The organism is Mucilaginibacter aquaedulcis (assembly GCF_030409325.1).
Classification (GTDB): Bacteria; Bacteroidota; Bacteroidia; order Sphingobacteriales; family Sphingobacteriaceae; genus Mucilaginibacter; species Mucilaginibacter aquaedulcis.
Map to the genome: position 1 here is coordinate 427670 of NZ_JAUFPR010000001.1, position 26089 is coordinate 453758.

22 protein-coding genes are annotated in these 26089 nt (G+C 41.9%); 6 read left to right on the top strand and 16 right to left on the bottom strand.

The window, feature by feature from the left end:
- Positions 1-13 precede the first annotated feature (13 nt).
- Positions 14-1123 carry a mandelate racemase/muconate lactonizing enzyme family protein gene (locus tag QWZ01_RS01595; protein ID WP_435404551.1) on the bottom strand — a complete coding sequence of 370 codons (1110 nt, stop codon included), beginning with the start codon at positions 1121-1123 and terminating at the stop codon, positions 14-16.
- Between the two features lie 635 nt (positions 1124-1758).
- Here QWZ01_RS01595 and QWZ01_RS01600 point away from each other — a divergent pair.
- From QWZ01_RS01600 to QWZ01_RS01610, 3 genes are all read left to right on the top strand, one after another.
- Positions 1759-2505, top strand: coding sequence for a DUF4290 domain-containing protein (locus QWZ01_RS01600; protein WP_290321460.1), 747 nt, complete (start codon positions 1759-1761; stop codon positions 2503-2505).
- A gap of 441 nt (positions 2506-2946) precedes the next feature.
- Positions 2947-4254, top strand: a complete 1308-nt coding sequence (gene murA / locus QWZ01_RS01605) for a UDP-N-acetylglucosamine 1-carboxyvinyltransferase (protein WP_290321461.1) — start codon at positions 2947-2949, stop codon at positions 4252-4254.
- A 152-nt stretch (positions 4255-4406) separates the two neighbouring features.
- On the top strand, positions 4407-5966 hold the full coding sequence (locus tag QWZ01_RS01610) for an ArnT family glycosyltransferase (protein WP_290321462.1): 1560 nt from the start codon (positions 4407-4409) through the stop codon (positions 5964-5966).
- 214 nt (positions 5967-6180) lie between these two features.
- Here the strand turns inward: QWZ01_RS01610 and QWZ01_RS01615 are convergent, their stop codons facing one another.
- The 9 genes from QWZ01_RS01615 to QWZ01_RS01655 all read right to left on the bottom strand — a co-directional run bounded on the left by QWZ01_RS01615 (position 6181) and on the right by QWZ01_RS01655 (position 15775).
- Complete coding sequence (locus QWZ01_RS01615; protein ID WP_290321463.1) at positions 6181-7542, bottom strand: pyridoxal-phosphate dependent enzyme; 1362 nt, start codon at positions 7540-7542, stop codon at positions 6181-6183.
- Positions 7543-7753: 211 nt separating this feature from the next.
- The gene (locus tag QWZ01_RS01620) at positions 7754-8608 is read right to left on the bottom strand and encodes an AMP nucleosidase (RefSeq protein ID WP_290321464.1); all 855 of its coding nucleotides are present in this window, start codon (positions 8606-8608) and stop codon (positions 7754-7756) included.
- 233 nt (positions 8609-8841) lie between these two features.
- Positions 8842-10080, bottom strand: a complete 1239-nt coding sequence (clpX, locus tag QWZ01_RS01625; RefSeq protein ID WP_290321465.1) for an ATP-dependent Clp protease ATP-binding subunit ClpX — start codon at positions 10078-10080, stop codon at positions 8842-8844.
- Positions 10081-10238: 158 nt separating this feature from the next.
- Positions 10239-10964, bottom strand: coding sequence for an ATP-dependent Clp protease proteolytic subunit (locus QWZ01_RS01630; protein WP_290321466.1), 726 nt, complete (start codon positions 10962-10964; stop codon positions 10239-10241).
- Between the two features lie 372 nt (positions 10965-11336).
- On the bottom strand, positions 11337-12692 hold the full coding sequence (gene tig / locus QWZ01_RS01635) for a trigger factor (RefSeq protein ID WP_290321467.1): 1356 nt from the start codon (positions 12690-12692) through the stop codon (positions 11337-11339).
- Positions 12693-12793: 101 nt separating this feature from the next.
- Positions 12794-13780, bottom strand: coding sequence for a cytochrome C (locus QWZ01_RS01640; protein WP_290321469.1), 987 nt, complete (start codon positions 13778-13780; stop codon positions 12794-12796).
- 31 nt (positions 13781-13811) lie between these two features.
- Entirely contained in the window at positions 13812-14534 is a 723-nt protein-coding gene (locus QWZ01_RS01645) for a head GIN domain-containing protein (RefSeq protein WP_290321470.1), read from the bottom strand.
- A gap of 117 nt (positions 14535-14651) precedes the next feature.
- The gene (locus tag QWZ01_RS01650; protein ID WP_290321471.1) at positions 14652-15263 is read right to left on the bottom strand and encodes a GIN domain-containing protein; all 612 of its coding nucleotides are present in this window, start codon (positions 15261-15263) and stop codon (positions 14652-14654) included.
- 215 nt (positions 15264-15478) lie between these two features.
- Positions 15479-15775: a transcriptional repressor gene (locus QWZ01_RS01655; RefSeq protein WP_290321472.1), complete on the bottom strand. Its 297-nt coding sequence runs from the start codon at positions 15773-15775 to the stop codon at positions 15479-15481.
- 104 nt (positions 15776-15879) lie between these two features.
- Between QWZ01_RS01655 and QWZ01_RS01660 the strand changes: the two genes are divergently transcribed.
- Both QWZ01_RS01660 and QWZ01_RS01665 read left to right on the top strand, forming a co-directional pair.
- Entirely contained in the window at positions 15880-16713 is an 834-nt protein-coding gene (locus QWZ01_RS01660; RefSeq protein WP_290321473.1) for a helix-turn-helix domain-containing protein, read from the top strand.
- Between the two features lie 41 nt (positions 16714-16754).
- Positions 16755-17294: a P-loop NTPase family protein gene (locus QWZ01_RS01665; protein WP_290321474.1), complete on the top strand. Its 540-nt coding sequence runs from the start codon at positions 16755-16757 to the stop codon at positions 17292-17294.
- Between the two features lie 162 nt (positions 17295-17456).
- Here QWZ01_RS01665 and QWZ01_RS01670 read toward each other — a convergent pair whose 3' ends face one another.
- On the bottom strand, positions 17457-18440 hold the full coding sequence (locus QWZ01_RS01670) for a phytanoyl-CoA dioxygenase family protein (protein ID WP_290321475.1): 984 nt from the start codon (positions 18438-18440) through the stop codon (positions 17457-17459).
- 126 nt (positions 18441-18566) lie between these two features.
- Between QWZ01_RS01670 and QWZ01_RS01675 the strand changes: the two genes are divergently transcribed.
- Positions 18567-19427 (top strand): helix-turn-helix domain-containing protein, encoded by an 861-nt coding sequence (locus QWZ01_RS01675; protein WP_290321476.1) that lies wholly within the window; start codon positions 18567-18569, stop codon positions 19425-19427.
- Positions 19428-19487: 60 nt separating this feature from the next.
- Here the strand turns inward: QWZ01_RS01675 and QWZ01_RS01680 are convergent, their stop codons facing one another.
- From QWZ01_RS01680 to QWZ01_RS01700, 5 genes are all read right to left on the bottom strand, one after another.
- Positions 19488-20087, bottom strand: a complete 600-nt coding sequence (locus QWZ01_RS01680; protein WP_290321477.1) for a GIN domain-containing protein — start codon at positions 20085-20087, stop codon at positions 19488-19490.
- Between the two features lie 310 nt (positions 20088-20397).
- Complete coding sequence (locus QWZ01_RS01685; protein ID WP_290321478.1) at positions 20398-22293, bottom strand: RecQ family ATP-dependent DNA helicase; 1896 nt, start codon at positions 22291-22293, stop codon at positions 20398-20400.
- Between the two features lie 327 nt (positions 22294-22620).
- Positions 22621-23907 carry a citrate synthase gene (locus tag QWZ01_RS01690; protein WP_290321479.1) on the bottom strand — a complete coding sequence of 429 codons (1287 nt, stop codon included), beginning with the start codon at positions 23905-23907 and terminating at the stop codon, positions 22621-22623.
- 185 nt (positions 23908-24092) lie between these two features.
- The gene (locus tag QWZ01_RS01695; protein WP_290321480.1) at positions 24093-24620 is read right to left on the bottom strand and encodes a DUF3347 domain-containing protein; all 528 of its coding nucleotides are present in this window, start codon (positions 24618-24620) and stop codon (positions 24093-24095) included.
- A 6-nt stretch (positions 24621-24626) separates the two neighbouring features.
- Entirely contained in the window at positions 24627-25874 is a 1248-nt protein-coding gene (locus tag QWZ01_RS01700) for an ABC transporter permease (protein ID WP_290321481.1), read from the bottom strand.
- Between the last annotated feature and the right edge of the window lie 215 nt (positions 25875-26089).

A 26089-nucleotide genomic window follows, 5' to 3' on the forward strand; every position in this document is an offset into this window, starting at 1 on the left:
TGTTTTGTTTCATCTAAACCTCAAACCTTTCACAACCGGCTAAAAAATCGTCGCTGGCATCTGCTCCTATACCTGTATCGTCGCCAATATCCAACTTATAGCCGTTGTAGGTTACACCGCCAATGCAGGGGTCCTGCAAATGACCCAGCATGCAGGTATCCATATCGTAAAACTTAATATTAAGGCTGGCATAAACAAAATGAAGCTTTGCACTCAGGCCTATACGGCTCTCTAACATACCGCCCATCATACAGGCAATACCTTTTGAGGCGGCTTCGTCATGTATTTTTTTTGCTTCCCATAGCCCGCCCGATTTTGCCAGCTTAATATTGATATAATGGCAGGAGCCGCTGTTGATCTGCTTGCGGGCATCATGGTGGTTGTACACGCTCTCGTCGGCCATAATTTTTACCGGTGAATGCCTCATGAGTTGCGGCAGATAATCATCGTACCAGGTGCGCATAGGTTGTTCGCAAAATTCAATATCATAAGGCCCCATAGCTTGCAGGGCAAAAACAGCCTCTTCAAAGCTCCAGCCCTGGTTGGCATCAATACGAATCTTTAATTCGCTGCCCGCGGCCTCACGGATCTGCTTTATACGCTCTACGTCTTCTATCGCATTCTTGCCGAGCTTCACCTTCAGTATATTTGCTCCCGAAGCCTTAAAATCAAGTGCCTTAAGCGCCATAGCATGCGGACCAGCTATCCCTATTGTAATGTCTGATTCTACTTCGCGCTTCGCGCCACCCAAAAAACGATATAGTGGTAAACCGGCATTTTTGGCGGCAATATCAAACAGGGCCATATCAAAAGCGCTTTTGATGGTGGAGTTACCGGCTATAAAATCATGCAGCTGTTGTAAACGGGAGGGGATATCCAGGGCATCCTTTCCTTTCCAAAGCTTTGCAAATTCACGGGCCAGCACCAGGCAGGTATCCTGCGTTTCGCCGGTAATGAACTGAAACGCGGCACATTCACCTACGCCATAAAAGCCGGCATCGGTATGTACCCTGATAAAAACATTCTGAGCATAATCCATCGTCCCCGTGGCAATGGTAAAAGGTTCCATGGGGATGCTGAAACGGTATATATCTATATGGGTGATGATCACTTTATTATTCACGAAGCTGTAATAATTAATTTGTCGATAAAAAAATAAACCTATTAACTATTTGTGGTATTGCCAAAAGTATAGCCAAATTACCTTAGGCACACCGGCAATGAATACGCGTTTTTATATCATGTCCTCCTTCAGTCAGCAGATGAGCTTCGGGTGAAAACAGGCGGAACATGTTGGGTTGTGGGCGGGAAGGGCATAGCAAATATTTGCAGAAGCGTTGATTTATGTGCGAACGAAGTGGGGCAACTTTTTGCAGCCCGTGGTTCTGACTGTTTTGCAGGGTAAAAGCCTGTGCGGCAAAGAAGCCTTTCTGCTGAAAGCCTTTTTGGTTACTTTTGTGGCCACAAAAGTAACTGGGCCCTCCCGCGGCCAAGAGTGGGTATACTACAGGGGCGGTACATCATGCTCAAAAACTCACCGCTACCCAATACACATAAAATCAATAATAGTTAAATAGCAATTTAACTTTATTGTAACATTTCATACCATTTATTTGCATACTAATACTAATACATTATATTTGCGTTACTACTATATCAGTACAATTCAATTTTAGCCTCTTTTACCCTACTCTTTCACAGGGACTTGTCAGGCTAACTTAAAACTTCCTTACTAATAACAATACAATAAGCATTAATATGGCTCAGCAAAACACGCCTGCAAATTTTGATTATAACTCAACCAGGAATAAACTTATCCTGTCTGAATATGGCCGCAACGTACAAAATATGGTTAAGTACATTGTAGCGCTACCCACTAAAGAAGAACGTAACCGCTACGCCCAGGTAGTAATTGACCTGATGGGCTTTTTAAACCCGCACCTGCGCGACGTTGCCGACTTTAAACACAAACTTTGGGATCACCTGCACATCATATCAGATTATCAGATTGATGTAGATTCGCCTTATCCAAAGCCATCTCCGGAGGCTATTCATATTAAGCCGCAGCCTTTAAGATACCCCAACCAGCGCATTAAATACAAGCACTATGGCAAAACCATTGAGCTGATGATAGAAAAGGCAAAAGCCATTGAAGATCCTGACCGTAAGCGCCACATGGTACAAGCCATAGCCAACTTCATGAAAATGGCCTATGTACAATGGAACAAAGATTCCGTTTCGGACGAAAGCATCCTGGCCGATCTTTTTGCCTTATCAGGCGGTACACTAAAACTGGAAGAAAACGTTAACCTTAACCGTGTTGAGTTCAGGCCTAACAACTTCTCCAACCAAAACAACAATAATAACAACAACAACCGCGGACGCTCAAACAATAACCAAAATAACCGTGGCGGCGGTGGTGGCGGTCGCACTAATAACAACAACCAACGCAACAACAATCAAAACAACCGCAACAGAAACAGCGGCGGTTCTAAAAAATACTAAACACTATTGATCGGTTGGGCAGAACCAAGCCGTCAAAAATTAATACTCCTGGAATGGCCCGGTATCTTGAAAAGGTGATCGGGCCGTTTTTATAAAAAGGCTAACAACAACCCAAAGTAGCTAAAAACATGTTAGCTGTTTGAATATCAGCTTTTTAAAGTTTTTAAACCTTTCAAAAAAGTGTTTGAAAGCAAAATCCAGCTTATTTTTTGATGAATTACTGAGCATTTTGGCGTTATTTTGATCATTTTTTGAGCAGTTTTTTGTTAAAATAAAAACTTTAAAAAGTTTACCGGGTTAACCAACCGGCAACTGCATCAATGAACTAAAGGGCACTAACAGAATGTCCATTTATTTTATAATCTTTGCCGGTAAATTGGCATCTGCTTGCTAATTTGAATGTATTAAAAATGAATAGTGACCTATCAATTATAAACTCCTATGACTAACGCATTTGTGATAAACGGCGGGAAACCGTTAAAGGGTGAAATTACTCCGCAGGGAGCAAAGAATGAAGCTTTACAGGTAATTTCGGCAGTTTTACTAACCGACCAAAAAGTTACCATCAGCAATATACCCGATATAAAGGACGTAAATAAACTGATTGAGCTATTGGGCGATATGGGAGTGATTGTGGAGAAGATTGCCGACGATACCTATAATTTTACAGCCAAAGATATTGACCAGGATTTTTTCCAGTCAGAAACTTTTAAATCAAAAGGCGGAGGCCTGCGTGGTTCTATCATGATTGTGGGCCCGCTGCTGGCGCGTTTTGGCAAAGCATCAATACCAAAACCAGGGGGCGACAAAATTGGCCGCAGACGCCTGGATACGCATTTCCTGGGCTTTGAAAAGCTTGGCGCGCAATTTAACTATAACCCTGCCGATGGCTTTTTTAATGTAGATGCATCTAATCTGCAGGGTACTTACATCCTGCTTGATGAAGCCTCGGTAACCGGTACTGCCAATATTGTGATGGCAGCTGTTTTGGCTAAAGGCGTAACCACCATTTACAACGCTGCCTGCGAGCCATACTTACAGCAGCTTTGCAAAATGCTGAACAGAATGGGCGCCAAAATTAGCGGTATTGGCTCAAACCTATTAACCATTGAGGGTGTAACTTACTTAGGCGGCACTGATCACCGTTTACTGCCGGATATGATTGAGATAGGCTCATTTATTGGCCTTGCTGCCATGACCGGTTCTGAAATAACCATCAAGGATGTGAAATACCCTGAACTGGGTATGATACCTGATGTATTTAAGCGCCTGGGTATAAAGCTTGAACTGCGCGGCGATGATATTTTTATCCCTGCACAAGATCATTACGAAATAGAAACTTTTATAGACGGATCGATCATGACCGTTGCCGATGCTCCATGGCCAGGCTTTACGCCTGACCTGATCAGCATTTTGCTGGTGGTAGCCATACAGGCCAAAGGCTCGGTACTTATTCACCAGAAAATGTTTGAGAGCCGTTTATTCTTTGTGGATAAACTGCTGGATATGGGTGCCCAGATCATCCTGTGCGATCCGCATCGTGCTACCGTTATAGGCCTGGATAAACAAGTACAACTGCGCGGCATTTCCATGACCTCCCCCGACATCAGGGCCGGTGTGGCTTTGCTGATAGCTGCGCTATCGGCCCAGGGGCAGTCAACCATTTACAATATTGAGCAAATTGAGCGTGGCTATCAGCATATTGATACCCGCCTTAAAGCGCTTGGCGCGGATATTACCCGCATATAATCAGCTCAATGTGCCAAGCAAAAAGCATAAACCCTAAGTACGGTTTATGCTTTTTGCTTGTTAAATATTTTTTATAGCTTTAGACTCTCAGCATTTAGCTTTTGCCCCTAAAAAGCTTTTGCCAAAAAATACTTTAGAGCCTATAAAAACCAATGCCATACAAAAACCGAAAATCAACCTATGCTTATTTCATACTGATTTTTGTATTTGTAAAAATTGTCTTGAACCTTTTTGCCATAGGCCATTTTGGTTTCCATCGCGATGAATTTCTGCACCTGGTTTTGGCCGATCATTTAGATTGGGGTTATAAGGAAGTACCTCCATTTATAGCGCTGGTAGCCAAGCTTTCTATCACATTATTCGGTGATTCTGTTTTTGCCGCCCGTATTTTCCCAACCATTTTCAGCGGGCTTATTATCTGGTTTACCGGGCTGATCACCGTTGAGTTTGGCGGTAAAAAATTTGCTATAACCTTAACCTGCCTGGCGCTCATATTTTCGCCGGCATTTGCGGCAAGCGGTTACCTTTTTCAACCTGTTGTGTTTGATCAGTTTTGGTGGGTACTAACGGTTTGGCTGCTCATCAAATACTTAAACACTACCGATGTTAAGTACCTGTACTGGCTTGGTCTGGCGGTTGGCCTGGGTATGCTTACCAAGTATACAATGGCGTTTTTTACCTTCGCTCTCATTATAGGTATACTCATCAGCAAACAACGTAAGCTGCTATTTAACAAGCATATTTTGGGTGCTGCGGTGGTTGCATTTTTAGTATGCCTGCCTAATTTATTCTGGCAAATTCATCATCACTGGCCCTTAATACACCATATGAAAGAGCTGCGTGAGGAACAGTTAAACTATATTACCCCGGCCCAATTTATTGAGCAGCAACTGTTGGTACATGGCATAGCGCTGTTTGTTTGGTTTACAGGGCTGCTGTTCCTGATATTTTCATTCAGACTGCGCAATTTTCAGTTTTTAGCCATTGCCTACGCCTTAATATTCATTTTTTTACTGGAAATGGATGGCAAAAACTACTACCTGTTTGGGGCCTACCCTATGCTGTTTGCCGCCGGCGGCTTTGGCTTTGAGCGCCTGCTGAAAACCAAGGGCTATGCCTTACGCACACTTGCTGTTATATTCTTTGTACTACCCAACCTGCTCCTGTTCCCGGTACTGCTGCCGGTTCTATCTATTGAACGTACATTGGCCTTTTTCAGGTTTATCAGTAAAAATATCCCTGCAACAAATTTTATAGTTACCTGGGAAGATCAAAAGATGCATCCCCTAACCCAAGACTATGCCGATATGTTTGGCTGGGATGAATTAGCTAAAAAAGTGGGCGAAGCATATAATAACCTCACTCCCGATCAGCAAAAGCAAACCCTCATATATGCCGATAATTATGGCGAGGCAGGCGCACTACACCATTACCGCAAACAATTCAATTATCCCGGGGTAATATCATTGAACAGCAGTTTTGCGCTCTGGGCACCCGATATCCTGAAATGTAAATACCTGATCTACGTTGATGATGGTGACAACGTGAAACAATTTGTGGCCGGAAAAATGATAGGCTCGTTCAAAAAACTGGGCGAAATTGACCATTATCTCGCCCGCGAAAAAGGCACCGGTATATACCTCATCACCGATATTAAAGCTCCGCTGCAGGAAAGATACACCAAGGAACTGGCTAGGAAAAGGAAGGAGTAGTTTCCGCTACCGCAAGCGTCCCGCTTGTGGTAAACATTTGGCTAATCATGATGGCCACAAGCGGGACGCTTGCGGTAGCGTAAGAGATCCTGAAACAAGTTCAGGATGACGTTTTGGGTAGAAAACTATAGTCATCAAACAAAAAGGTGCCATGCATCAGCATAACACCTTATATCTTTTGTCTTTTTATCCTTAATCTTTGATCGCGAATCCCCTAAGCTGATATCGCGTTGATGATATCGTATTGGGTGATGATCTCGATTTTGCCCTGCTCGTCTTCAACCAGTACGGCAATGTTGTCTTTGTTGATCATGGTTGATATTTTGTCGATAGAAGTGTTCAGATCAACAAATGGGAACGGGGCGGTAGTTATGTTTTTGATCGGCTGCGATTTGATGGAAGGGTTTTCGATCAGCGAATCCAGGATATCACTCTCGGTGATCTTACCGATTACCATACCTTTTTGGGTCACCGGTATCTGCGATATATTGAGTGATTTAATGGTATTTATAGCCTCCAGCACGGTTTTCTCACAGTCGATGGTAATAATCTCCTGTACATCTTTTTTGCTGATGATATCGCGGGCGGTAAGCTTGCCGTCTTTCAGGAATCCGCGGTCACGCAGCCAGTCGTCATTATACATTTTGCCCAGGTAGCGGGTACCATGGTCGGGGAATATGATCACTACTACATCACCTTCCTTAAACTTATCCTTCATTTGCAGTGTACCTGCTACAGCTGATCCGGTTGAGTTACCTGCGAAAATTCCTTCCTTACGGGCAATTTCGCGGGTCATAAGGGCGGCGTCCTTATCGGTCACCTTTTCAAAATGATCAATAAGGCTAAAGTCAACATTCTGCGGTAAAAAATCTTCGCCTATACCTTCGGTAATGTAGGGATAGATCTCGTTCTTATCCATGATACCGGTTTCCTTGTATTTTTTAAATACAGAACCGTAAGTATCAATACCCAGCACCTGTATGTTAGGATTTTTCTCTTTAAGGTAACGTGCCGTACCTGAGATGGTACCGCCGGTGCCCACGCCTACTACCAAATGCGTGATCTTACCCTCAGTTTGTTCCCATATTTCGGGACCGGTTTGCTCATAATGCGCCTGCGAGTTGCTCAGGTTATCATACTGGTTAGGTTTCCATGAATTGGGCACTTCGCGCTCCAAACGGGAAGAAACAGAATAGTATGAACGTGGGTCTTCCGGCTCTACGTTAGTAGGGCAAACAATTACCTCGGCGCCAAAGGCACGCAGGGCGTCAAACTTTTCTTTTGATTGTTTATCGGTACTGGTAAAAATACATTTGTAACCTTTTATAACGGCGGCAATGGCCAGGCCCATTCCCGTATTGCCCGATGTACCTTCAATAATAGTACCTCCCGGTTTCAATTTGCCACTTGCCTCAGCATCTTCTATCATTTTAAGGGCCATGCGATCCTTAATAGAATTACCGGGGTTGGTGGTTTCTATCTTAGCCAGCACTATAGCCGGGATATCCTTTGTAACCTTGTTTAACTTAACCAGAGGCGTATGGCCAATGGTTTCTAATATATTGTTATACCACATAAATTAATCGTCTACAAACCCGGTATACTTAGCCGGATAATCCCTCAAAATTAAGTTTCTTAAATGATATATTGGCATAGTTCATGGTTAATTTGTTCATTGGTTCAATCGTTCATTAGTTCATTGGTCTATTCTAAAACCAATAAACATTGGAATAATCAATTCAAACTTCGCACCAATGAACTAATGAACAAGTAAACCAATGAACCACTTAGAACTTCAGGTGCTTAACGGTTAAGCCGTTATTGATCAGTTGTTTTAACGATTCGATACCAATGTGCAGGTGGGTTTCCACGAACTGTTCAGTTACTGTTGAATCACTTTCGGCAGTTTTAACACCTTCCGGGATCATGGGCTGGTCAGATACCAGCAGCAGCGCTCCTGTTGGTATCTTGTTGGCGAAACCGGTTGTAAAAATGGTGGCGGTTTCCATATCAACGGCCATGGCCCGTAAATCTTTCAGGTATTTTTTAAAAGTTTTATCGTGCTCCCAAACCCGGCGATTGGTGGTGTAGCAGGTACCTGTCCAATAATCACGCGAGTAATCACGAATGGTGGTTGATATGGCTTTCTGCAAGGCAAATGAGGGCAATGCGGGCACTTCTGGCGGCAAATAATCATTAGATGTACCTTCGCCCCTGATGGCTGCAATTGGCAGTATCAGGTCGCCTACGTTATTCTTTTTCTTTAGTCCGCCGCATTTACCTAAAAATATAACAGCTTTAGGGTGTATAGCAGTAAGCAGATCCATCACGGTAGCTGCTACCGAGCTGCCCATACCAAAGTTAATAATGGTTATACCGTTGGCGGTAACGCTTTGCATGGGCTTTTCGATACCCATGATAGGCGCGTTATCATGCCATTGCGAAAACAGTTGTATATACTTTGAAAAGTTGGTGAGTATAATGTATTCGCCAAAGGCTTCAAGCGGGCGGCCGGTATAGCGCGGCAACCAGTTGGCCACAATGGCTTCCTTGGTTTTAAGGCCCGATTTTATAGGTGTATGCACCTCCTTTACTACCGGCGCGTCGGTAGGGTCTTTTTTAATGTTCAGTTCCTCGTTCATAATTGTTCAGTTTAGTGTTTTTTAGTATCAGGTAGTTAGTATCAAGTAGATAGTATCAAGTATCAAGACTTGAATGTAGATTATATCAAAACTTAGATGATAGAATTATCTTGATACTTGATACTAACTACTTGATAACCATAAATAAAAACCTGTTTATACAACAAACCCCGGCGTTGCACCAGGGTTTGTGTTTATTTTAATAAAGATAGCTACTTATTTTTTTCAAATTGTTATGCTACTTTTAATTTTTTCAGATCTGATTTTTCAAATTTTTCGTGAGCATAATCTAACGTTACCTGCAGGCGTTTCACATCTTTTTTAGATGGGAACTCAAACATGGCATCTATCATGATAGCCTCACATATTGATCTTAACCCTCTTGCGCCAAGTTTAAATTCCATTGCTTTATCAACAATAAACTCCAGCACCTCATCATCAAAATCAAGCTTTACGTTTTCATATTCAAACAGCTTTTTATACTGTTTAAGCAATGAGTTTTTAGGCTCGGTTAATATGTTGCGTAACGCATCCCTGTCAAGCGGGTTTAAATAAGTTAACACCGGCAAACGACCGATCAGTTCGGGTATTAATCCGAATGATTTCAGATCCTGCGGAGTGATGTACTTGTAAAGGTTTTTCATATCCACCTCGCCGTCATCACGTTTTAGTTTATAACCAACGGTTTGCGTACGCAGCCTGTTGGCTATTTTACGGTCGATACCATCAAAAGCGCCGCCGCATATAAACAGTATGTTACTGGTATTTACGGTGATCATTTTTTGATCGGGGTGCTTGCGGCCTCCCTGTGGTGGTACATTTACCATGGTACCTTCCAATATTTTTAATAGCGCCTGCTGTACACCCTCGCCCGATACATCACGGGTGATGGAAGCGTTATCGCTTTTACGGGCTATTTTATCAACCTCATCAATGTAAACAATGCCTTTTTCGGCCATGGTTACATCATAATCTGCTGATTGCAGCAAGCGGGTAAGTATGCTTTCCACATCCTCCCCTACATAACCGGCTTCGGTAAGTACGGTAGCATCACAAATACAAAACGGTACGTTCAGTATTTTTGCCATGGTTTTGGCCAGTAAGGTTTTACCCGTGCCGGTTTCGCCCACCATAATGATGTTTGATTTTTCAATCTCTACCTCATCCTTATCAATACGCTGGTTTAAGCGTTTGTAATGGTTGTATACCGCTACAGAAAGTATCTTTTTGGCATCATCCTGCCCTATAACATATTGATCGAGGTGACTTTTAATTTCGGATGGCTTCAATAAAGACGGCGCCGAGGGCGAAGCCTTAACTTTACGCACCTTTAATTCTTCAGCCAATATTTCATTAGCCTGGTTAACGCATTTATCACAAATGTGTGCGTCAAGACCCGCAATCAACATCAGGGAATCCTGCTTACCTGCACCACAAAATGAGCACCTGATCTCCTTACTGCTTTTATTCATCTGATTTGTGTGTTATCCAAAATTAACTAATTGGCAGCATAAAACAAAGTTTTAAGCCCCGAGTATTAAGTTTTGAGTTCAAAGACGTTAATTTTTATACGTTTAAACGCTTAATTAACACTTTGAACCCAAAACAGATAACTCAAAACCTCAGGAAATTATTTTTTTCCTTTGCTACCCTTTAAAATCTCATCAACCATACCAAATTCTTTGGCCTCTTCGGCAATCATCCAGTAATCACGGTCAGATGCATCCCAAACTTTCTGGAAAGGTGCACCACTATGATCAGCAATGATCTGATATAGTTCTTTTTTCAGCTTAGTGATCTCATGATAAGAGATCTCAATATCTGACTGCTGGCCCTGAGCACCGCCCGATGGCTGGTGAATCATTACCCTTGCATGTGGCAATATGGCCCTTTTACCTTCGGTGCCTGCGCATAATAATACAGCGGCCATTGAGGCTGCCATACCTGTACAAATGGTAGCCACATCGTTTGATATAAACTGCATGGTATCATATATACCTAAGCCGGCGTAAACCGAACCACCAGGTGAATTGATGTAGATCTGGATATCGCGTTTGCTATCTGCCGACTGCAGGAACAGCAACTGAGCCTGGATAATGTTTGCAATGTTTTCATAAATGGCATCGCCCAGGAAAATGATACGGTCCATCATCAGGCGTGAGAACACGTCCATCTGAGCTACGTTCAACTGACGTTCTTCAATAATATAAGGCGTCATACCGGTTGGTGTGTAAATACCGCTTGGCATGCGGCTATTATCAACACTGGCTATAAATTTATCTACGTGAAGGCTGTTTAAACGGTGATGTTTAATAGCATAGTTTCTGAATTCGTTTCTATCAATGTTACTACTCATGGTTTTTGTTATTGTTATTTTTAGAATGCAAGAATTACTTGCGTTAAATATAGTTTTTAGTTGAATACAATTTTAACAAGATAGTTTGTATTAAGTAAAAATTATTTGGTTGTGGTAGGTTATCTGCCAACCAAGGGAGACTCACCCCGACATCGCTTCACTCGTCGACCCTCTCTCCGACTTCGTCGCATAGAGGGTAAAGAAAAACAAAAAACACTCTGCCATTTTCCAATTCCCTCTTTCCGCCAAAGGCGAAGAGAGGGTGGTCGGGCGAAGCCTCGATCGGGTGAATCGCTTCTACGATATTCTTATATACACCAAAAGCAACCTTGTGAGTTGCTTTTGGTAAATATGTATATTTAAAATATCAGCTTATTTTTCTGAAACCAATTTGTTAAAATCAGTAAACAGGATATCTTGTTTCTCTAAGGTTATTACGCTCTTAATGAAATCAAATACCTTTAATGCTTTTACTTCTTCAAATATTTTGTTAGCATTCTCTTTGTTTTGCAGGTATTGCACGGTGTACTGGCCTAATTGCTCATCAGGGATAGGCTGCGGGCTGTACATTCTGAATTGCTGATCTAAACGAACTTTAGCCAATTCAAATACTTCATCGTATTTGATCTCGATCTTGTTGTCTTTAATGATCTTGTTTTCGATCAAAGTCCATTTAAGATTTGTAGCGAAATCATTATAACCGCCTTCCAGTTCTTCGTCTGTAAGTTTTTCGTTAGTGGCTTTTAACCAGCGTTTCAAAAACTCATCAGGCAGGTTAAAATCAACCTTGGCAACGCTCAATTTGTAAATATCGTCCTGTAATTTACGCTCCGAATCCTGAACCATCATGGTTTCCAGTTCTTCGGTAATTTTAGCTGTAAACTCAGTCTCGGTAGTTACAACACCTTCACCAAATAATTTGTCAAAGAACTCCTGGTTTAAATCACTTTCTTCTAAACGGTTAACGTTTTTAACAGTTAACTGGAAGTTTGATTTTAAATCAGCTGCTTCGTCTTCTTCAATTTTTAATAAGCCGGCAACTTTCGCTGCGTCGTTATCAAAAGCTTTCTGAATATCAAACGTTAATACATCATCTTTTTTAAGGCCGATCAGGGAAGCTTTAATGGCTTCGTCTTTAATTTGATCTAACCTTACAGATGCTGTATTGCTAATGCCACCCTCAAAAACAGAACCATCCGGAGAAAGTTGAACTAATTCAGCATAAAGCACGTCGTCATCTGCCGATACGTCAGGATTTGTCATTTTGCCATAGCTGCGACGGATGTTTTTGGTACGTGAAGCAAGCGTTTCGTCATCAACTTTGATAACGTATTGGGTAGCTTTATCAGCCGATGAAAAATTAATATCAAACTCAGGCGCTAAACCCAGTTCGTAGTTAAATTCAAAGTTATCGTTGAAATCCCAGTTGTATTCTTTATCCTCATCAACCTTTGGCAGCGGCTGGCCTAAAACCTGCAGTTGTTGCTCGTCAATGTATTTATTTAAGGTATCTGATAATAAGTTATTGATCTCATCAACCAAAATACTTTTACCGTACATTCTTTTGATGTGTGATGCCGGTACCATTCCGGGACGAAAGCCTGGCAGTTTAGCTTTTTTGGCGTTTTCTTTTATAGCTTTATCAACACGTGGCTGGTAATCTTCACGGTCAATGTTAATTTTAACTACTGCGTTCAGGGCGTCTACTTTTTCCTGTGTAATATTCATCTTCTACCGGGTATTTTAGTTTAATCTATTGAAACGTAGCTCAAAAACCAGTTCTGGCTATACAAATTTCGAGGCGCAAAAGTACGAATTTATTTTAAATTTTAATTAAGCTTTTGTGCCGGCGCAAATTTAATAACCGGATTTTTTACAGCCTTAATTGTTTTTACATAAGCATACATTGCTTCCAGATCGGTAGTTTTCATGCCAGCATATCTGTACCATGGCATAATTGATTGAAATTCACCCGGTTTTACATCAACCCTTTTACTGCTATCAGCATATTGCCTGAATTTTGAAACAAACTGTTCCCGTGTCCAATTACCTAAACCCGTTGTCCTATCGGCAGTAATATTTGCCGAGCGTACCACGCCCGCTCCGGGCACTAAAAACTCCCTGCCCCCTGCATATTCCAGTCCGGCAATTATTTTACCCTGCTTAACCTGGCTGTGGCAATCTTTACAGGCTGCAATAGTTACCAGGTATTCGCCGTATTTAAGTGTATCATGCTCATTAGGAATGGTGCCGAGCATGGCCTTTTTAGGCATGGTATGCACCAGGATATTTAAAGGAAAATCAAGCTTACGCTGCGGGTAATTTGCCTCCTGGGGCTTAATGGTACGCAGATAGGCGATTATTGAATATACATCTTCCCTGCTCATTTTTGAGTATGACTCCCAGGGCATGAGCGGAAAAATAGCCGACCCATCTTTTTTAACACCCGCCGTAATAGCCCTGAACAGCTCACCATCCGTCCAGCTGCTTAAATGATAGGGTGTGATATTAGGAACAATTACATCGCCGGGAAAACCAACGTTAGCATCAAATTTTTCGCCCCCTGCACCTAATGTGCCCTCTTTCATCGGGCCTGCAAATTTGCTCCAGTCGCGGGTAGAGTGGCAATCCATGCAAAGCGTAATATTATTGGCCAGGTATTTACCACGCTCAACCCGCTGGGGCGTAATGGCTATCTTAATAGCTTCCGGCTCGCCAACATTGGGTAAGGCCAGCGTAACGTATGATATACCTGCTATTACAATAAGTACAAGTATAACAACCAAATAAGCGGTAAACTTTAAAACTTTTTTCATGATGCAGGGGTATTTATTTTACGACTTTGATTTAATCAACCTTAATGATTTTTGACGCGCCGGCCTTATCATTATTCACGGTTGACGGCGAACCTTTATACTGAATTTCGGCAGCGCCCTTTGAATGTACGTTCAGTGTTTTCAGCACATTAATATTGCATTTACTCACACCAGCAGTATTTAAAGTATACTCGCCAACCACAAAATCAAACGCGTTCACCTTAACTACCCCGCTTGATTCTATCCGGTGCGATGCCGCCTGTCCTTTCAGGTTAAGTTCGCTTACACCGCTGCCATCGGTAACTACATTTGCGGCGTTTAAATCAAGGTTAAGGCGTGTAGCACCGGAAAGGTGTATATTCAGATCGCCCAGGATCATTTTACCAACTGAAGAGATCTCTACCGCGCCCGATGCAGCAAGCTCATCAAGTTTATGAATGCCTATGTTGATCACCATGCTGTCGGCATCGCACATGCTCTTTTTTGATTTGATGAACAGCTTGCCCCCTTCTACCGAGGTTGATACATATTTGAGCAAATTATCATCGCCGGTTACGGCTATATTTAATGAGCTATCCTGAGTTAAATGAACTTTAAATCCGCCGGATATCTCTATCTTTTTAAAATCATTGGCCTTGCGCTGTTCTGTAATGATCTTGCCCGATCCGTGCACACAGCCCAGTTTACATGATGATAATATACTTACCGATGTACACGCAATGGCTATAGCGATGGCTAAAGTTGCTTTTCTCATAATTGGTTTTTGTTAGTGATGGTATTTTGGGTTTGATGTAGTATCAAAAATAAAAAAAGCTATCGCAATGTGCGATAGCCTTTCAGAATATATGTTGAACTTTTGCAAAAGTTGTGTTTATAAACCGGCAAGCTCGTTACCGATCTCTTTTTTACCAACCGCGTCATTAGTAAGTGTATCTGTATAGTGGGCTGCAGCAAAGTTGTTATTGTTTACACTGCTTGAAAGCGCATGGTTTAAAGTATATGCATCTGCGGTACCTGCCAGGTCAATCTTAGCGTAGTCATTTACATTTACATTAGCTTTAAAGGCATCTACATTCAATTTGGCGGTAGCGTTGTTGTTCAGGTTAACTTCAAGCTCAATGGCAGATAGTTTACCAAATGATTTTACCTGGGCATTATCATAAGCGCTTATAGCACGCAGATCGTTAGCTGTTACCCAAACCACTAATTTTTCTGGTTTGTATGAGGTAATACGCAATACACCATTTTGGCTTTGTACCAATGCGCTTTCAGCGTAGTAACGGTTATAAACCTTTACCTCATCGGCTGTGCCGGCAGATACGTATAGTTCAACATTACCGCGAATCTCGATCTTATTGATCTTGCTCACATCTGCCAAAACTGTTGGGGCATTGTTGTTATTTATTGTTTTTGCTGAAGTAAAGCTTGCTATTCCACCTACTAAAACCAATGTAGTAATGATGGTAAATAATTTTGTTTTCATGATATTAATATTTTGATTGTCAATTAATTGTATTTCCCTATTTTTTAAATACACCTATATGACGTGCACACTTTTGAAACGTTACAGCTATTTTGGGGCAAATAGATGTATGGCAGTATTTTATCGGCGAACTGCCGGTTTATATCGGTGAACTGCGAAACTTTTTTTTAGGGAAATAGTGTTACTGGCAATAAAAAATATCAATTATATGAGCATTAGTTAATGGTTTGCTTATTGGGCCTGTAAACTGCCTGGTTATGGCCGTTGGTAGTTTTAATTACAAAGCCATGTGTGGTTAACCATTGCAGCACCTGGTAAATACTGCTTATACTTACCTTAAAGCCCTCAAAACGCATATTACGGGCAATGGTATCAACATCGGTATTGTTGGTAAGCATTAAAATGTGGGTTATAATATATTTCTTTTTGGCCGATAAGGAATAGTTACTGTTATCGCAGTATTGAACAAACTGCGTTGGCAATTGTGGAATAGTGATATTGTAATAAGTCATGATACTAACCGGATAAAAGCATTGGTGCTTTACTGATACAAGTTTAAAGCGATAAGCAGCTGCCGTTGTTGTAATTTAATGTGATAAACTTGTAAGTTTACGACATGAAAAAAAGGCAATTTGCCCCGCTTTTAATACGCGTTTTTGACCTCGAAAGCTCGCCCCTGCCACAGCACAGCCATACTTACTATGAAATACTTTATGTAAACAAGGGCACGGGCATACATTTTTTAAACAACAACCAGTTTACCTACAAAGCAGGTGATCTTTTTTTAATATGCCCTGAGGATGAACACCACCTGGAAGGCAAAAAGAATACACAGGTTACCCTCATTAAATTTACCGATCAGTTTTTCAGCCCCGATTATCAAACGCTGCCGCGTGCACGCCAAAGCCTGAACCCGCTTGGTATGATGCGGCACAAACTGTTCAAAGAATTTAAACTCACCTTTCCGGAGCCTTCTAAAGTTATTTTACGCAACATTATCGAAAACATCACGAATTGCGATCAGCCTACTGATATTGCTGCTTCGCCATTTATTTATTACCAGATCCTGTCTATTTTTGCCCTGATACGGCAGGTGATAACCGATCTGGATACCAGGCTGGGTACAAGCCCGCCTGGAAAGGAGGAGTTGATCACTTACATCCATCAGCATATTTACGAGCCCGAAAAAGTACAGGTTAAAAACGTTGCCGCTCACTTTAATATAGCGCCAAGCTATTTTAGTTCGTGGTTTAAAAGAAACTTTGAAATAAGCTATCGCGATTATATCAACGGCTACCGTACCAGGCTTATTGAAATACGCCTGGCTACCAACAAGCTGCCTTTAAGGCAAATTGCAGCCGAGTTTGGTTTTACCGATGTGAGCCATCTGTCCAACTATTTTAAGAAGAAAACAAATTTAAACGCCAGCGATTACCGCAAAATGGTATAGTTCCATTTGCTGTAAAGCGTTTTCCGCCATAATTGTATATCATGAAAATATTGATCATGGGCGCCTCTTGCGCAGGTTCAACCACTTTGGGGGCCGCTTTGGCCAAACAGCTTGGCTATGTTGTTTTCGACAGTGATGAATACTTCTGGGAAAAGTCGGTAGTTCCATTCACCGTAAAACGTAATCCCGAATTAAGGAATAACATGATGATCAGTGATACCGCCAAACATGATAACTGGATACTTAGCGGATCAATGGTAAGTTGGGGCGAGGTATGGCTGCATACCTTTGACCTGGTGGTATTCCTATGCATCCCGCATGATATCCGAATGCAGCGACTGCACACCCGCGAACTGGAACGCTATGGCGATCTTATCTTTACCGATCCTGTTAGAGCTAAAAACTACCAGGATTTTGTGCAGTGGGCATCGGGATATGATGATAACACCACCAATGGCCGAACGTTGCAGATTCACGAAGCCTGGCTCAGCAAGGTAAGTTGCCCGATTTTAGAAATATGGGGCGATACCACAGTTGAGGAGCGGGTTGATCTGGTTTTGAAAAGAATAGAAGTTGTCTGAACCACGATTTTGGGGATTAAGGGATTACCATGATTTTAAAAAAATAAAATAAAATCCTTTAATCCGATAAATCTGCTTAATCCTGGTTCAGACAAACTCGCGATTGCTTCGTCGTTCCTTCTCGCAATGACAAAATTTATTCTTTTTGCCATAACAAACCTCTTACCAATTATCCAAGCCCAGCAACTTTCTGCCCAGTGGGGTAAGCTCTGCTACTGGGTTTTTCTTTTCGCGTTCCAGCGGGTCGCCGGGGAAAGCGTAGCCTTGCATGGCCTCACGGTTTTTCCAGCTGTTGATGCGCCAATCCCTTAATTCTGCATTATGTTCCTGCGCCGGCATCATTGATACGTATTGGGCAATGCGCACCTTGTTGCCGCTTGTATTTGGCCGTATGCCATGCGGCTGGGTACTGTTAAATATCAGCAGATCGCCGGCTTCCATTTTTACTTTCACAATCTCAAAACCAGTAGTATCAGGCTTATAATGATCACGATCTTCGGGCTGCGTTAATTTCCAGGTATCATAAGTACGGTAAAGTTCAGGAATACATTGAAAGCCCCCCATGTTTTCATCTGTTTGGTCGGCCAAAGCCAATACACCCTGTACATTTTCCGGTTTGGTTTCGGGATCATAATCCCAATGAATAAATCCTTTATATTCAAACCCGGGGCGTAAAGGAAAATTCAGGTTCGCGCGGTCAATATTGGCCCAAAGTTTTTCGGTACCCCAAATATCGGCAAATGCCTGGTGAACCCTTGGGTATTGGCGGTTATCCCACAAATACTGGTGGTTATAAATTTCAACCATGCCTGTGTTATTCAACTCCTTCATTTGCATTTGGGCGTTGGGCTTTTTATACCAGCTTTCTGTATCGTTAGGGTCTTTATCTTCATATTGCCAAAGGTATTCAGCGGTTTTCCGAGCCATTTCTTTTGGTACGGCATTTTTAATTACCACGTAACCATTGGTGATCCAAAAATTCCAGTCATCTTCACTTAGTACACGCAATGGCTCGCCGTTGCTGCGATCATTCAATTTGATCTGGCTTGATTTTGCTGCCGAGGGGTTACCCGGAATATCCTTATGCGCCTCGTTAGGGTTCATGCTGGGGGCCATACCGGCCATTGTTTTAGTTGCTGCTTCCATGATCTGTATTGGTTTATAATTCAAAATTACAGCGTATTAAAAGCTAACTTATCTGTCCCAATGACCAATATTTGCTCTCTATTGACTTTTTCAATATATTTATGCATACCATAAACACAATACAAGGTGAATGAGATACAATTAGAGCGGATTGAATTTGAACCAGGCAAATCATTCAAACTATTTTCGCCCCGTTTGCGGAATACCTTCTTGTGGCATTACCACCCGGAATTTGAACTGGTATATGTTGAGGCCGATGCGGGTATCCGCCACGTGGGTACCCACATTTCGGGCTATACCCAGAGCGACCTCGTTTTTATCGGCAGCAACCTCCCCCACCTGAATTTTGATTACCGCCTGCGCAGTGATTATCATCAAATAGTGGTGCAACTGCGCACCGATTTCATGGGCGAGGCCTTGCATCATGCACCAGAACTTTCACTCATTAATAAACTTTTTAAAAGCGCGGCTTATGGCGTTGCTTTTCATGGAGAAACAAGGGCATTGGTGGCTCAAAAGTTAAAACAGCTGAATGATCTTAGCTCCTTTGAGCAATTGCTGCAATTGATGCATATTTTTCAGTTGCTGGCTTCCTCAAAAGAATACACATTGCTGAACAATGATGAAACCAGTAAGGATTTTATTTTAAAGGATAAAATAAGAATGGGCGCCATTTACGAGTACATTGATGCCAACTACGCTCAAAAGCCCGATGTTAACGTAGTTGCCGATAAAGTAAATTTAACTACTGCCGCTTTTTGCAGATATTTTAAAAGGCAAACCAACATCACCTTTACCGAATTTGTAAACCAATACCGCATTGAGCGAGCCAAAAACCTGCTCATGCAGGATAAAAACATTACCCAAACCTGCTACGCCGTGGGCTTTGAAAGCCTGAGTTATTTTAATAAATTGTTTAACAAACTGGTTGGCGAAAACCCCTCTGATTTTAAAAAGAGATGGGTGGGGCATACTAACAAGCTATAACAACAAAAAAGCCACCTGGCTTCCAGGTGGCTTTTGATATATGATGGGTTGGTTGTTTTATTATAAGCCTGCATATTCATCAACTTTAGATTTTGCAATATTCAATACCTCTGATGTGTGGCTGGCTACCAGGTTGGTTCTGTTTACGGTTGAAGCCTGGCTGCGTACTAAGTTATATTCATCAACAGTACCGCTTAAGTTTGCACAGCTTTTATCGTTCATGGTAACACGGGCCCTGTAACCGTCAAGAGCAAGGTTAGCGGTAGCTTTGTCATATAACTTAACGTCAAGTTCAATGGCTGAGATGTTTCCGAATGATTTGATCTCGGCGTTATCATAAGCTGTAATGGCTGACAGTTCTTTGGCAGTTACCCAAACTTCTAATTGTTCGGCTTTGTATGATGAAATGCGTAATACTCCTTTTTGTGATTGTACCAATGCGCTTTCAGAATAGTACTGGTTGTAAACCTTTACCTGATCGGCAGGGCCGTTTGATACATAGAGTTTAACATTACCGTAAATTTCAATTTTATTGATGTGTGAAACGTCGGTTAAAACGATGCCTTTATTGTTGTTATAATTAACAGCGGCTTGTGTTGCGGTTCCTAATCCAAATACCATAACCAGTACAGTAAAAATGGCGATTGCTTGAGTTTTCATGATATTAATATTTTGATTGTCAGATGATTAATTATTGTTATTTTAAATACATCTATATGACGATCTGCATTAAAAAACGTTACAGCAAATTGGCCTGTAATAGTTGTACGCAGGGTTTTTATCGGTAAACGAAAGAATTTCTTCGGTGAAATGAGGGAGAAAATTTGGGGAGCAGAGAGCGGTTAACCTGTTAAAGTAAATGTGGCCATTTCGAAGAGAAATCTTACACGGTTATAAAGACTTACGAAGTTTTAAAAACTTCGTAAGTCTATGAAGAAGCACGCTCTCCGCACCAACACCCCCGCTCCTCCTACACCAGATAATACTTCTCACCGTCGGTTTTTATTTTACCCGCATCGAGCAACAGGCGTATTGTTTCCATCTTTTCTTTTTCGGAGCCTGTTTTTATGGTGTTGATGAGTGTGCCTATATCGGGCGTTGTTATGCCAAGCATCTGTACAATTTCAAGGGTGATATTATCAAACAGCTCATCGGCATTTTTTTGGCGTTTTTCTTCCAGGCAAACATCGCAAACACCGCATTTACGGGCGTTGGGTTCATCAAAATAGGCCAGCAACATTTGACTGCGACATTTTTTATGGATGGCATATGCAAAAACAGCCTCCATTTTCTGGCGGTAAGTTTCTTTGCGTTCCTCAATATATTTTTTGTTGATAAAAAGCCTGTCGGCTTGCTGACGAGGTTTTAAATAGATAACCTGAGGCTGGTCGGTTTGCGGCATATAACTGATAAGGCCAAACTCCTGCAGTTGCCGCAGGCCATCAATAACCTGTTGCACATTCAGGTTGGTGCGCTTGGCCAGGTCATACTCTTTTAAGCGCACGTAATTTTCAAACGAGCCACCGTATGACCTGAGCAGCGTTTTAATAAAAGGATCCCAGCCCGCGTTTTGGATCTGGAAATTATACAGCTGTTCGTTCATCACCTCAAACCTAAACCTCGACGGCAAAAACACACTCTCGTTGAACGACAAGTACTCATCCTTTTCCAAAAATTTAAGGGCGTTGAGCGTTTTTATAGCATCAAGCTTAAAGCGGCTGCAAAATTCTGCCAGATCAAGATCAAAGCTCAGTCCCTCGCCTGCGCCATAAGCCAGCTGGTAAAAATTGGCCAAACAATGATAAACATGCTTAATTTCATCAACCGACGGAAAGTTGAGTTCAAACATTTTTTCCTGTTTCAACCTATCGGCATGGGTATAAAGCAAAATGGCGTAAGCCTTTTGTTCATCGCGCCCAGCACGGCCACCTTCCTGGTAATATGCCTCCAGGCTTTCGGGCATATCCTTGTGAATCACAAACCGTACATCCGGCTTGTCAATCCCCATCCCAAAGGCGTTGGTTGCAACAATAATACGGGTGCGGTTATTTTTCCAGCTCTCCTGCTTTTCGGCCCGCTGATCCATTGACAGGCCTGCATGGTAGTAATCGGCCCTGAAACCGTGGTTATTAAAATACCGGGCAATTTCGGAGGCGTCTTTGCGGCTTCGCACATAAACAATACCGCTGCCTTTTACTCCACGGGCAATATCCACCATCTTTTGCAGCTTGTTTTCGGCATCCTGCACTACATAACTAATGTTGCGACGCTCAAAACTCTGCTGATAAACAACGGCATCCTTAAAAAGTAACTTTTCCTGAATATCCGCCTTAACCTCGGCGGTTGCTGTGGCTGTAAGGGCAAGCACAGGCACCTGGGGATGAAATTCACGGATATCGGCAATGTGCAGGTACGGCGGCCTGAAATCATACCCCCATTGCGATATACAATGGGCCTCATCTACCGCTATCAGGTTCACCTTCATGTACTTGATGCGTTCGCGCACCAGTTCAGAAAGTAAACGCTCGGGCGAGAGGTACAAAAACTTTACGCTGCCGTAGATGCAATTGTCCAGCGCCAGGTCAATTTCGCGCCGCCCCATGCCTGATACTATGGCTACCGCATTGATGCCTTTAGCCTTTAGGTTCTCTACCTGGTCTTTCATGAGGGCTATGAGCGGTGATATTACTATACACACCCCCTCCTTAGCCAAAGCCGGAACCTGGAAACAAACAGATTTACCGCCTCCTGTAGGCAACAGTGCCAGGGTATCGTGCCCCAATAAAACAGACTTGATGATCTCGGCCTGCATAGGCCTGAAACTGTCATGGTTCCAATACTGCTTTAATATTTCCTCTATAGTCATGTGGCAGGTTCAAATATAAAGGATAAAGGGTAAAGATAAAGGATCAGGAAAATCGCTTTTAACTCTAATGGTCATGAGGAGGCACCTGCGGAGCCATTTGCTAACTTGGTTTAAGCTATAAACAGGTGACTCCGCCGGAGTTCCAAAATGAAAAAGTGCTGTAGTTCCAGGGGAACTACCTGTTTATAGCACTTATACGGGTATTTTAACGGCTCCATAGAAGCCTCCTGTTTTAAAAGCGATTTGCATTAATAAAAAAACAGCGATGATTTGATCATCGCTGTTTTGTCTCTCACCGGGCATGGCCCAATAAATGTGGATTTAAAATTATCTTTTAGCTATATCAATGTATTCTTTATCAACAGCGCCGGTATATATCTGACGCGGACGGCCGATAGGCTCTTTGTTCTCTTTCATTTCCTTCCACTGTGCAATCCAGCCTGGTAAACGGCCAAGGGCAAACAATACGGTAAACATATCTGTAGGGAAACCCAGAGCACGGTAAATGATACCCGAATAAAAATCAACATTAGGATAAAGCTTACGCTCAACAAAGTATTGATCTTTCAAGGCTACTTCTTCCAGCTTTTTGGCAATTTCCAATACTTCGTCGTTAATGCCTAATTTCTCTAAAATATCGTCGCAGGCTTTTTTGATGATCTTGGCACGCGGATCAAAGTTTTTGTATACGCGGTGACCAAAGCCCATTAAACGGAACGGATCATTTTTGTCTTTAGCTTTCGCTATCCACTTATCGGTATCGCCGCCATCGTCTTTAATTTTCTCCAGCATTTCAATAACCGCCTGGTTGGCACCGCCATGCAGCGGGCCCCAAAGTGCAGATATACCTGATGATACCGAAGCATATATGTTTGACTCTGATGAGCCTACGATACGAACGGTTGAGGTTGAGCAGTTTTGCTCATGATCAGCATGCAAAATAAGCAGCTTGTTCATAGCGCTTATCACCACAGGGTCAATCACAATATCTTCGGTACGCTGACCAAAGGTCATATACATGAAGTTGGTAACGTAATCGTATTTATTTTTAGGATAGATAACCGGATGGCCCAATGATTTTTTGTAGATCCATGATACTACAGTAGCCATTTTTGCCAGCATTTTAATAATGCTCAGGTTAAGCTCCTCGGTAGTTTGAGCCGGTTTTAATGATTCCGGATAAAATGCAGATAAGGCAGATACCAGTGACGATAACTGACCCATAGGATGTGATTTTGATGGGAAACCATCAAAAAACTTCTTCATATCCTCATGCACCAGTGTATGGCGGCTCAGTTCGTACTGAAAAGATGTTAATTGATCCTCAGTTGGCAATTCGCCATAGATCAGCAGGTATGCAACCTCAATAAAGCTTGAGTTTTCGGCCAGTTGTTCAATCGGATAACCCCGGTATTTCAGGATACCTTTTTCACCATCTAAAAAAGTAATAGCGCTTTTGGTTGCTCCTGTGTTTTTATATCCGATATCCAGTGTTACATAACCGCTCAAATCACGGAGCTTAGAAATATCAATCGCCTTTTCACCTTCAGTTCCCTCAATTACAGGGAGGTCAAATGTTTTATCACCAATTTTTAGTTGTGCTGTTTCCGACATAGAAATATTTGTATCTGTAGCAAATGTAATTAAATCTGTGTATTAATAACACTTATCCTCAATTACAGTTTGTAAAAATTTTACGTGCAAATCTATTAATTAAACGCAGTTTTGCCTTATGCGCTTCATCAATTTATTGTTAAAAAAACTTTTCGGTTATACCACCGCGATAAATGCGGTAAGCATTAATTGATCTGTCCTTTTACCTGGCCGCACTCCTTCATCTGCTCAGGAAAATACGGATTTTCAATGGCCTTATTCGCTGATAGCCAGTAGCCACCCTTTCCGCCATCGGCCATAGGGCAGTAATCAATATAAACCGGAGCCGATTTAAATTTGGCACCTTTTACCAGTGCAATAACATCTTTACTTAATATTAAGAAAGCGGCACGCTGTACCTTAACATCTTTTGATGCAGCTATCTGGCCGGCAACGGCAGCAGTTTCGGTACAACCCTGAATGCCTTTTAACTTGGTTTCGAGCAATGCTGCCTTGCTTTGAATATCAGCAACCTTTGATGTTAAGAAGTAATTTTTTAAATCAAGGTAGGTATTTAATACATCTGCAGTGTTGGATGTATCGGCCATGTGGGTAACAACGGCTTTGCCGCTGTCTGCCTTTACTTCGGTATCATTAGCCGGTTTGGCATTTTGGTTACAGGCCGATGCTGCTATAACAAGGCCAAAAAGTGCTGCAAAATTGATGATCTTCATAATTCATTAATTGGTGCGTATTGCCTCAACAGGGTCAAGCCTCGAAGCAAAATACGCGGGAATAATTCCCGAAATTACACCAATTCCTAATGAAAAACTCAATCCTTTAATAACATTATTTATATCAAGCACCACTTTTACATCAAATAAGGCCTTTACGCCAAAGGTTGAAAAATACACGAGGATAAGCCCCACCAGGCCGCCCAGCAGGCAAAGCGCTATAGACTCAATTAAAAATTGCAGCAGTATAAAATAATTTTTGGCCCCTAATGATTTCTGGATACCTATAATATTGGTACGCTCTTTTACCGATACAAACATGATATTGGCAATACCAAAACCACCCACCAGCATCGAGAACAGACCTATAATAAAGCCGCCTTTATTTACAATGCTGAAAAGATCATCAAGCGCGTTGGTGAGCATGGTGGTTCTGTTTAATGAAAAATTATCTTCCTGCCCCGGCCTTAAACTTCTGATGGAGCGCATAAGACCCTGCAGTTCGCTTTCCACATCATCAACAGGGATACCCTTTTTACCCCGCACAATGATAGACGGTCGGTATTTTTCATTTTGAATATCAATCAGGTTATGCGCAAAGTTAAGCGGAAGCAAAACCTCCTTATCTGTTGATATATTGAGCATATCCTTACCCTGTTTTGAAAACACACCTACCACGGTAACATAGCGGCCCATCACCTTGATCTCTTTACCAATGGCATCGCCCCCAGGGAACAGGTTTTGAGCTATATCATAACCTATATTAACCACCGGCGCTCCTGTTTTTGATTCCATATCGGTAAAATACCTGCCGCTTTCAAAATCAAAGTTCCAGGTTTTGTCGTGATCCTTTGAGGCGGCATCTATCTGCGCACCGTCAACCGTGTTGCTTTTATATTTAATGGTACGGTTATCAATAGAAATTTCATATGATATAGCCCCGGCGGTTTGGCTGCGGCGCTGCAGTTCATTAAAATCTTTCAGTTTTGATACAGGTCTTTGCAGGTACTTCCACCAGGGGAAGTCGCTGCCGCCTATCCATGGCCATTTTTCAATGTATATACTATTGTTACCTAATTTATCAACGCTCTTTTGCAAGTTATTTCGCAGGGTATCTACAGCCGAAAAAACGGCTATGATGGTAAATATCCCGATGGTTACTCCCAGTAATGAAAGCATGGTACGCAGTTTATTTTGTCGTAAGGCATCATAAGCGAACAAAAAACTTTCTCTGAAGAGTTTTAAAAATAACATACAACTTATTTTGATTTCAATGGTTAATGTTTCTATTGTTCAGATTTACAGGCTGTACCAATAAAATCCGTTTTCTGAATGTAAGGTTATAGAATATTTTATTTTTTAGATGCGGCAACAACAGTTAAGTTACATTATTTTTTAATTAACTTGACCAATAATCAGCTAAAAACGGTTCATAAAAAAATCGGTGAAATTAACAAAAAAAATTCATA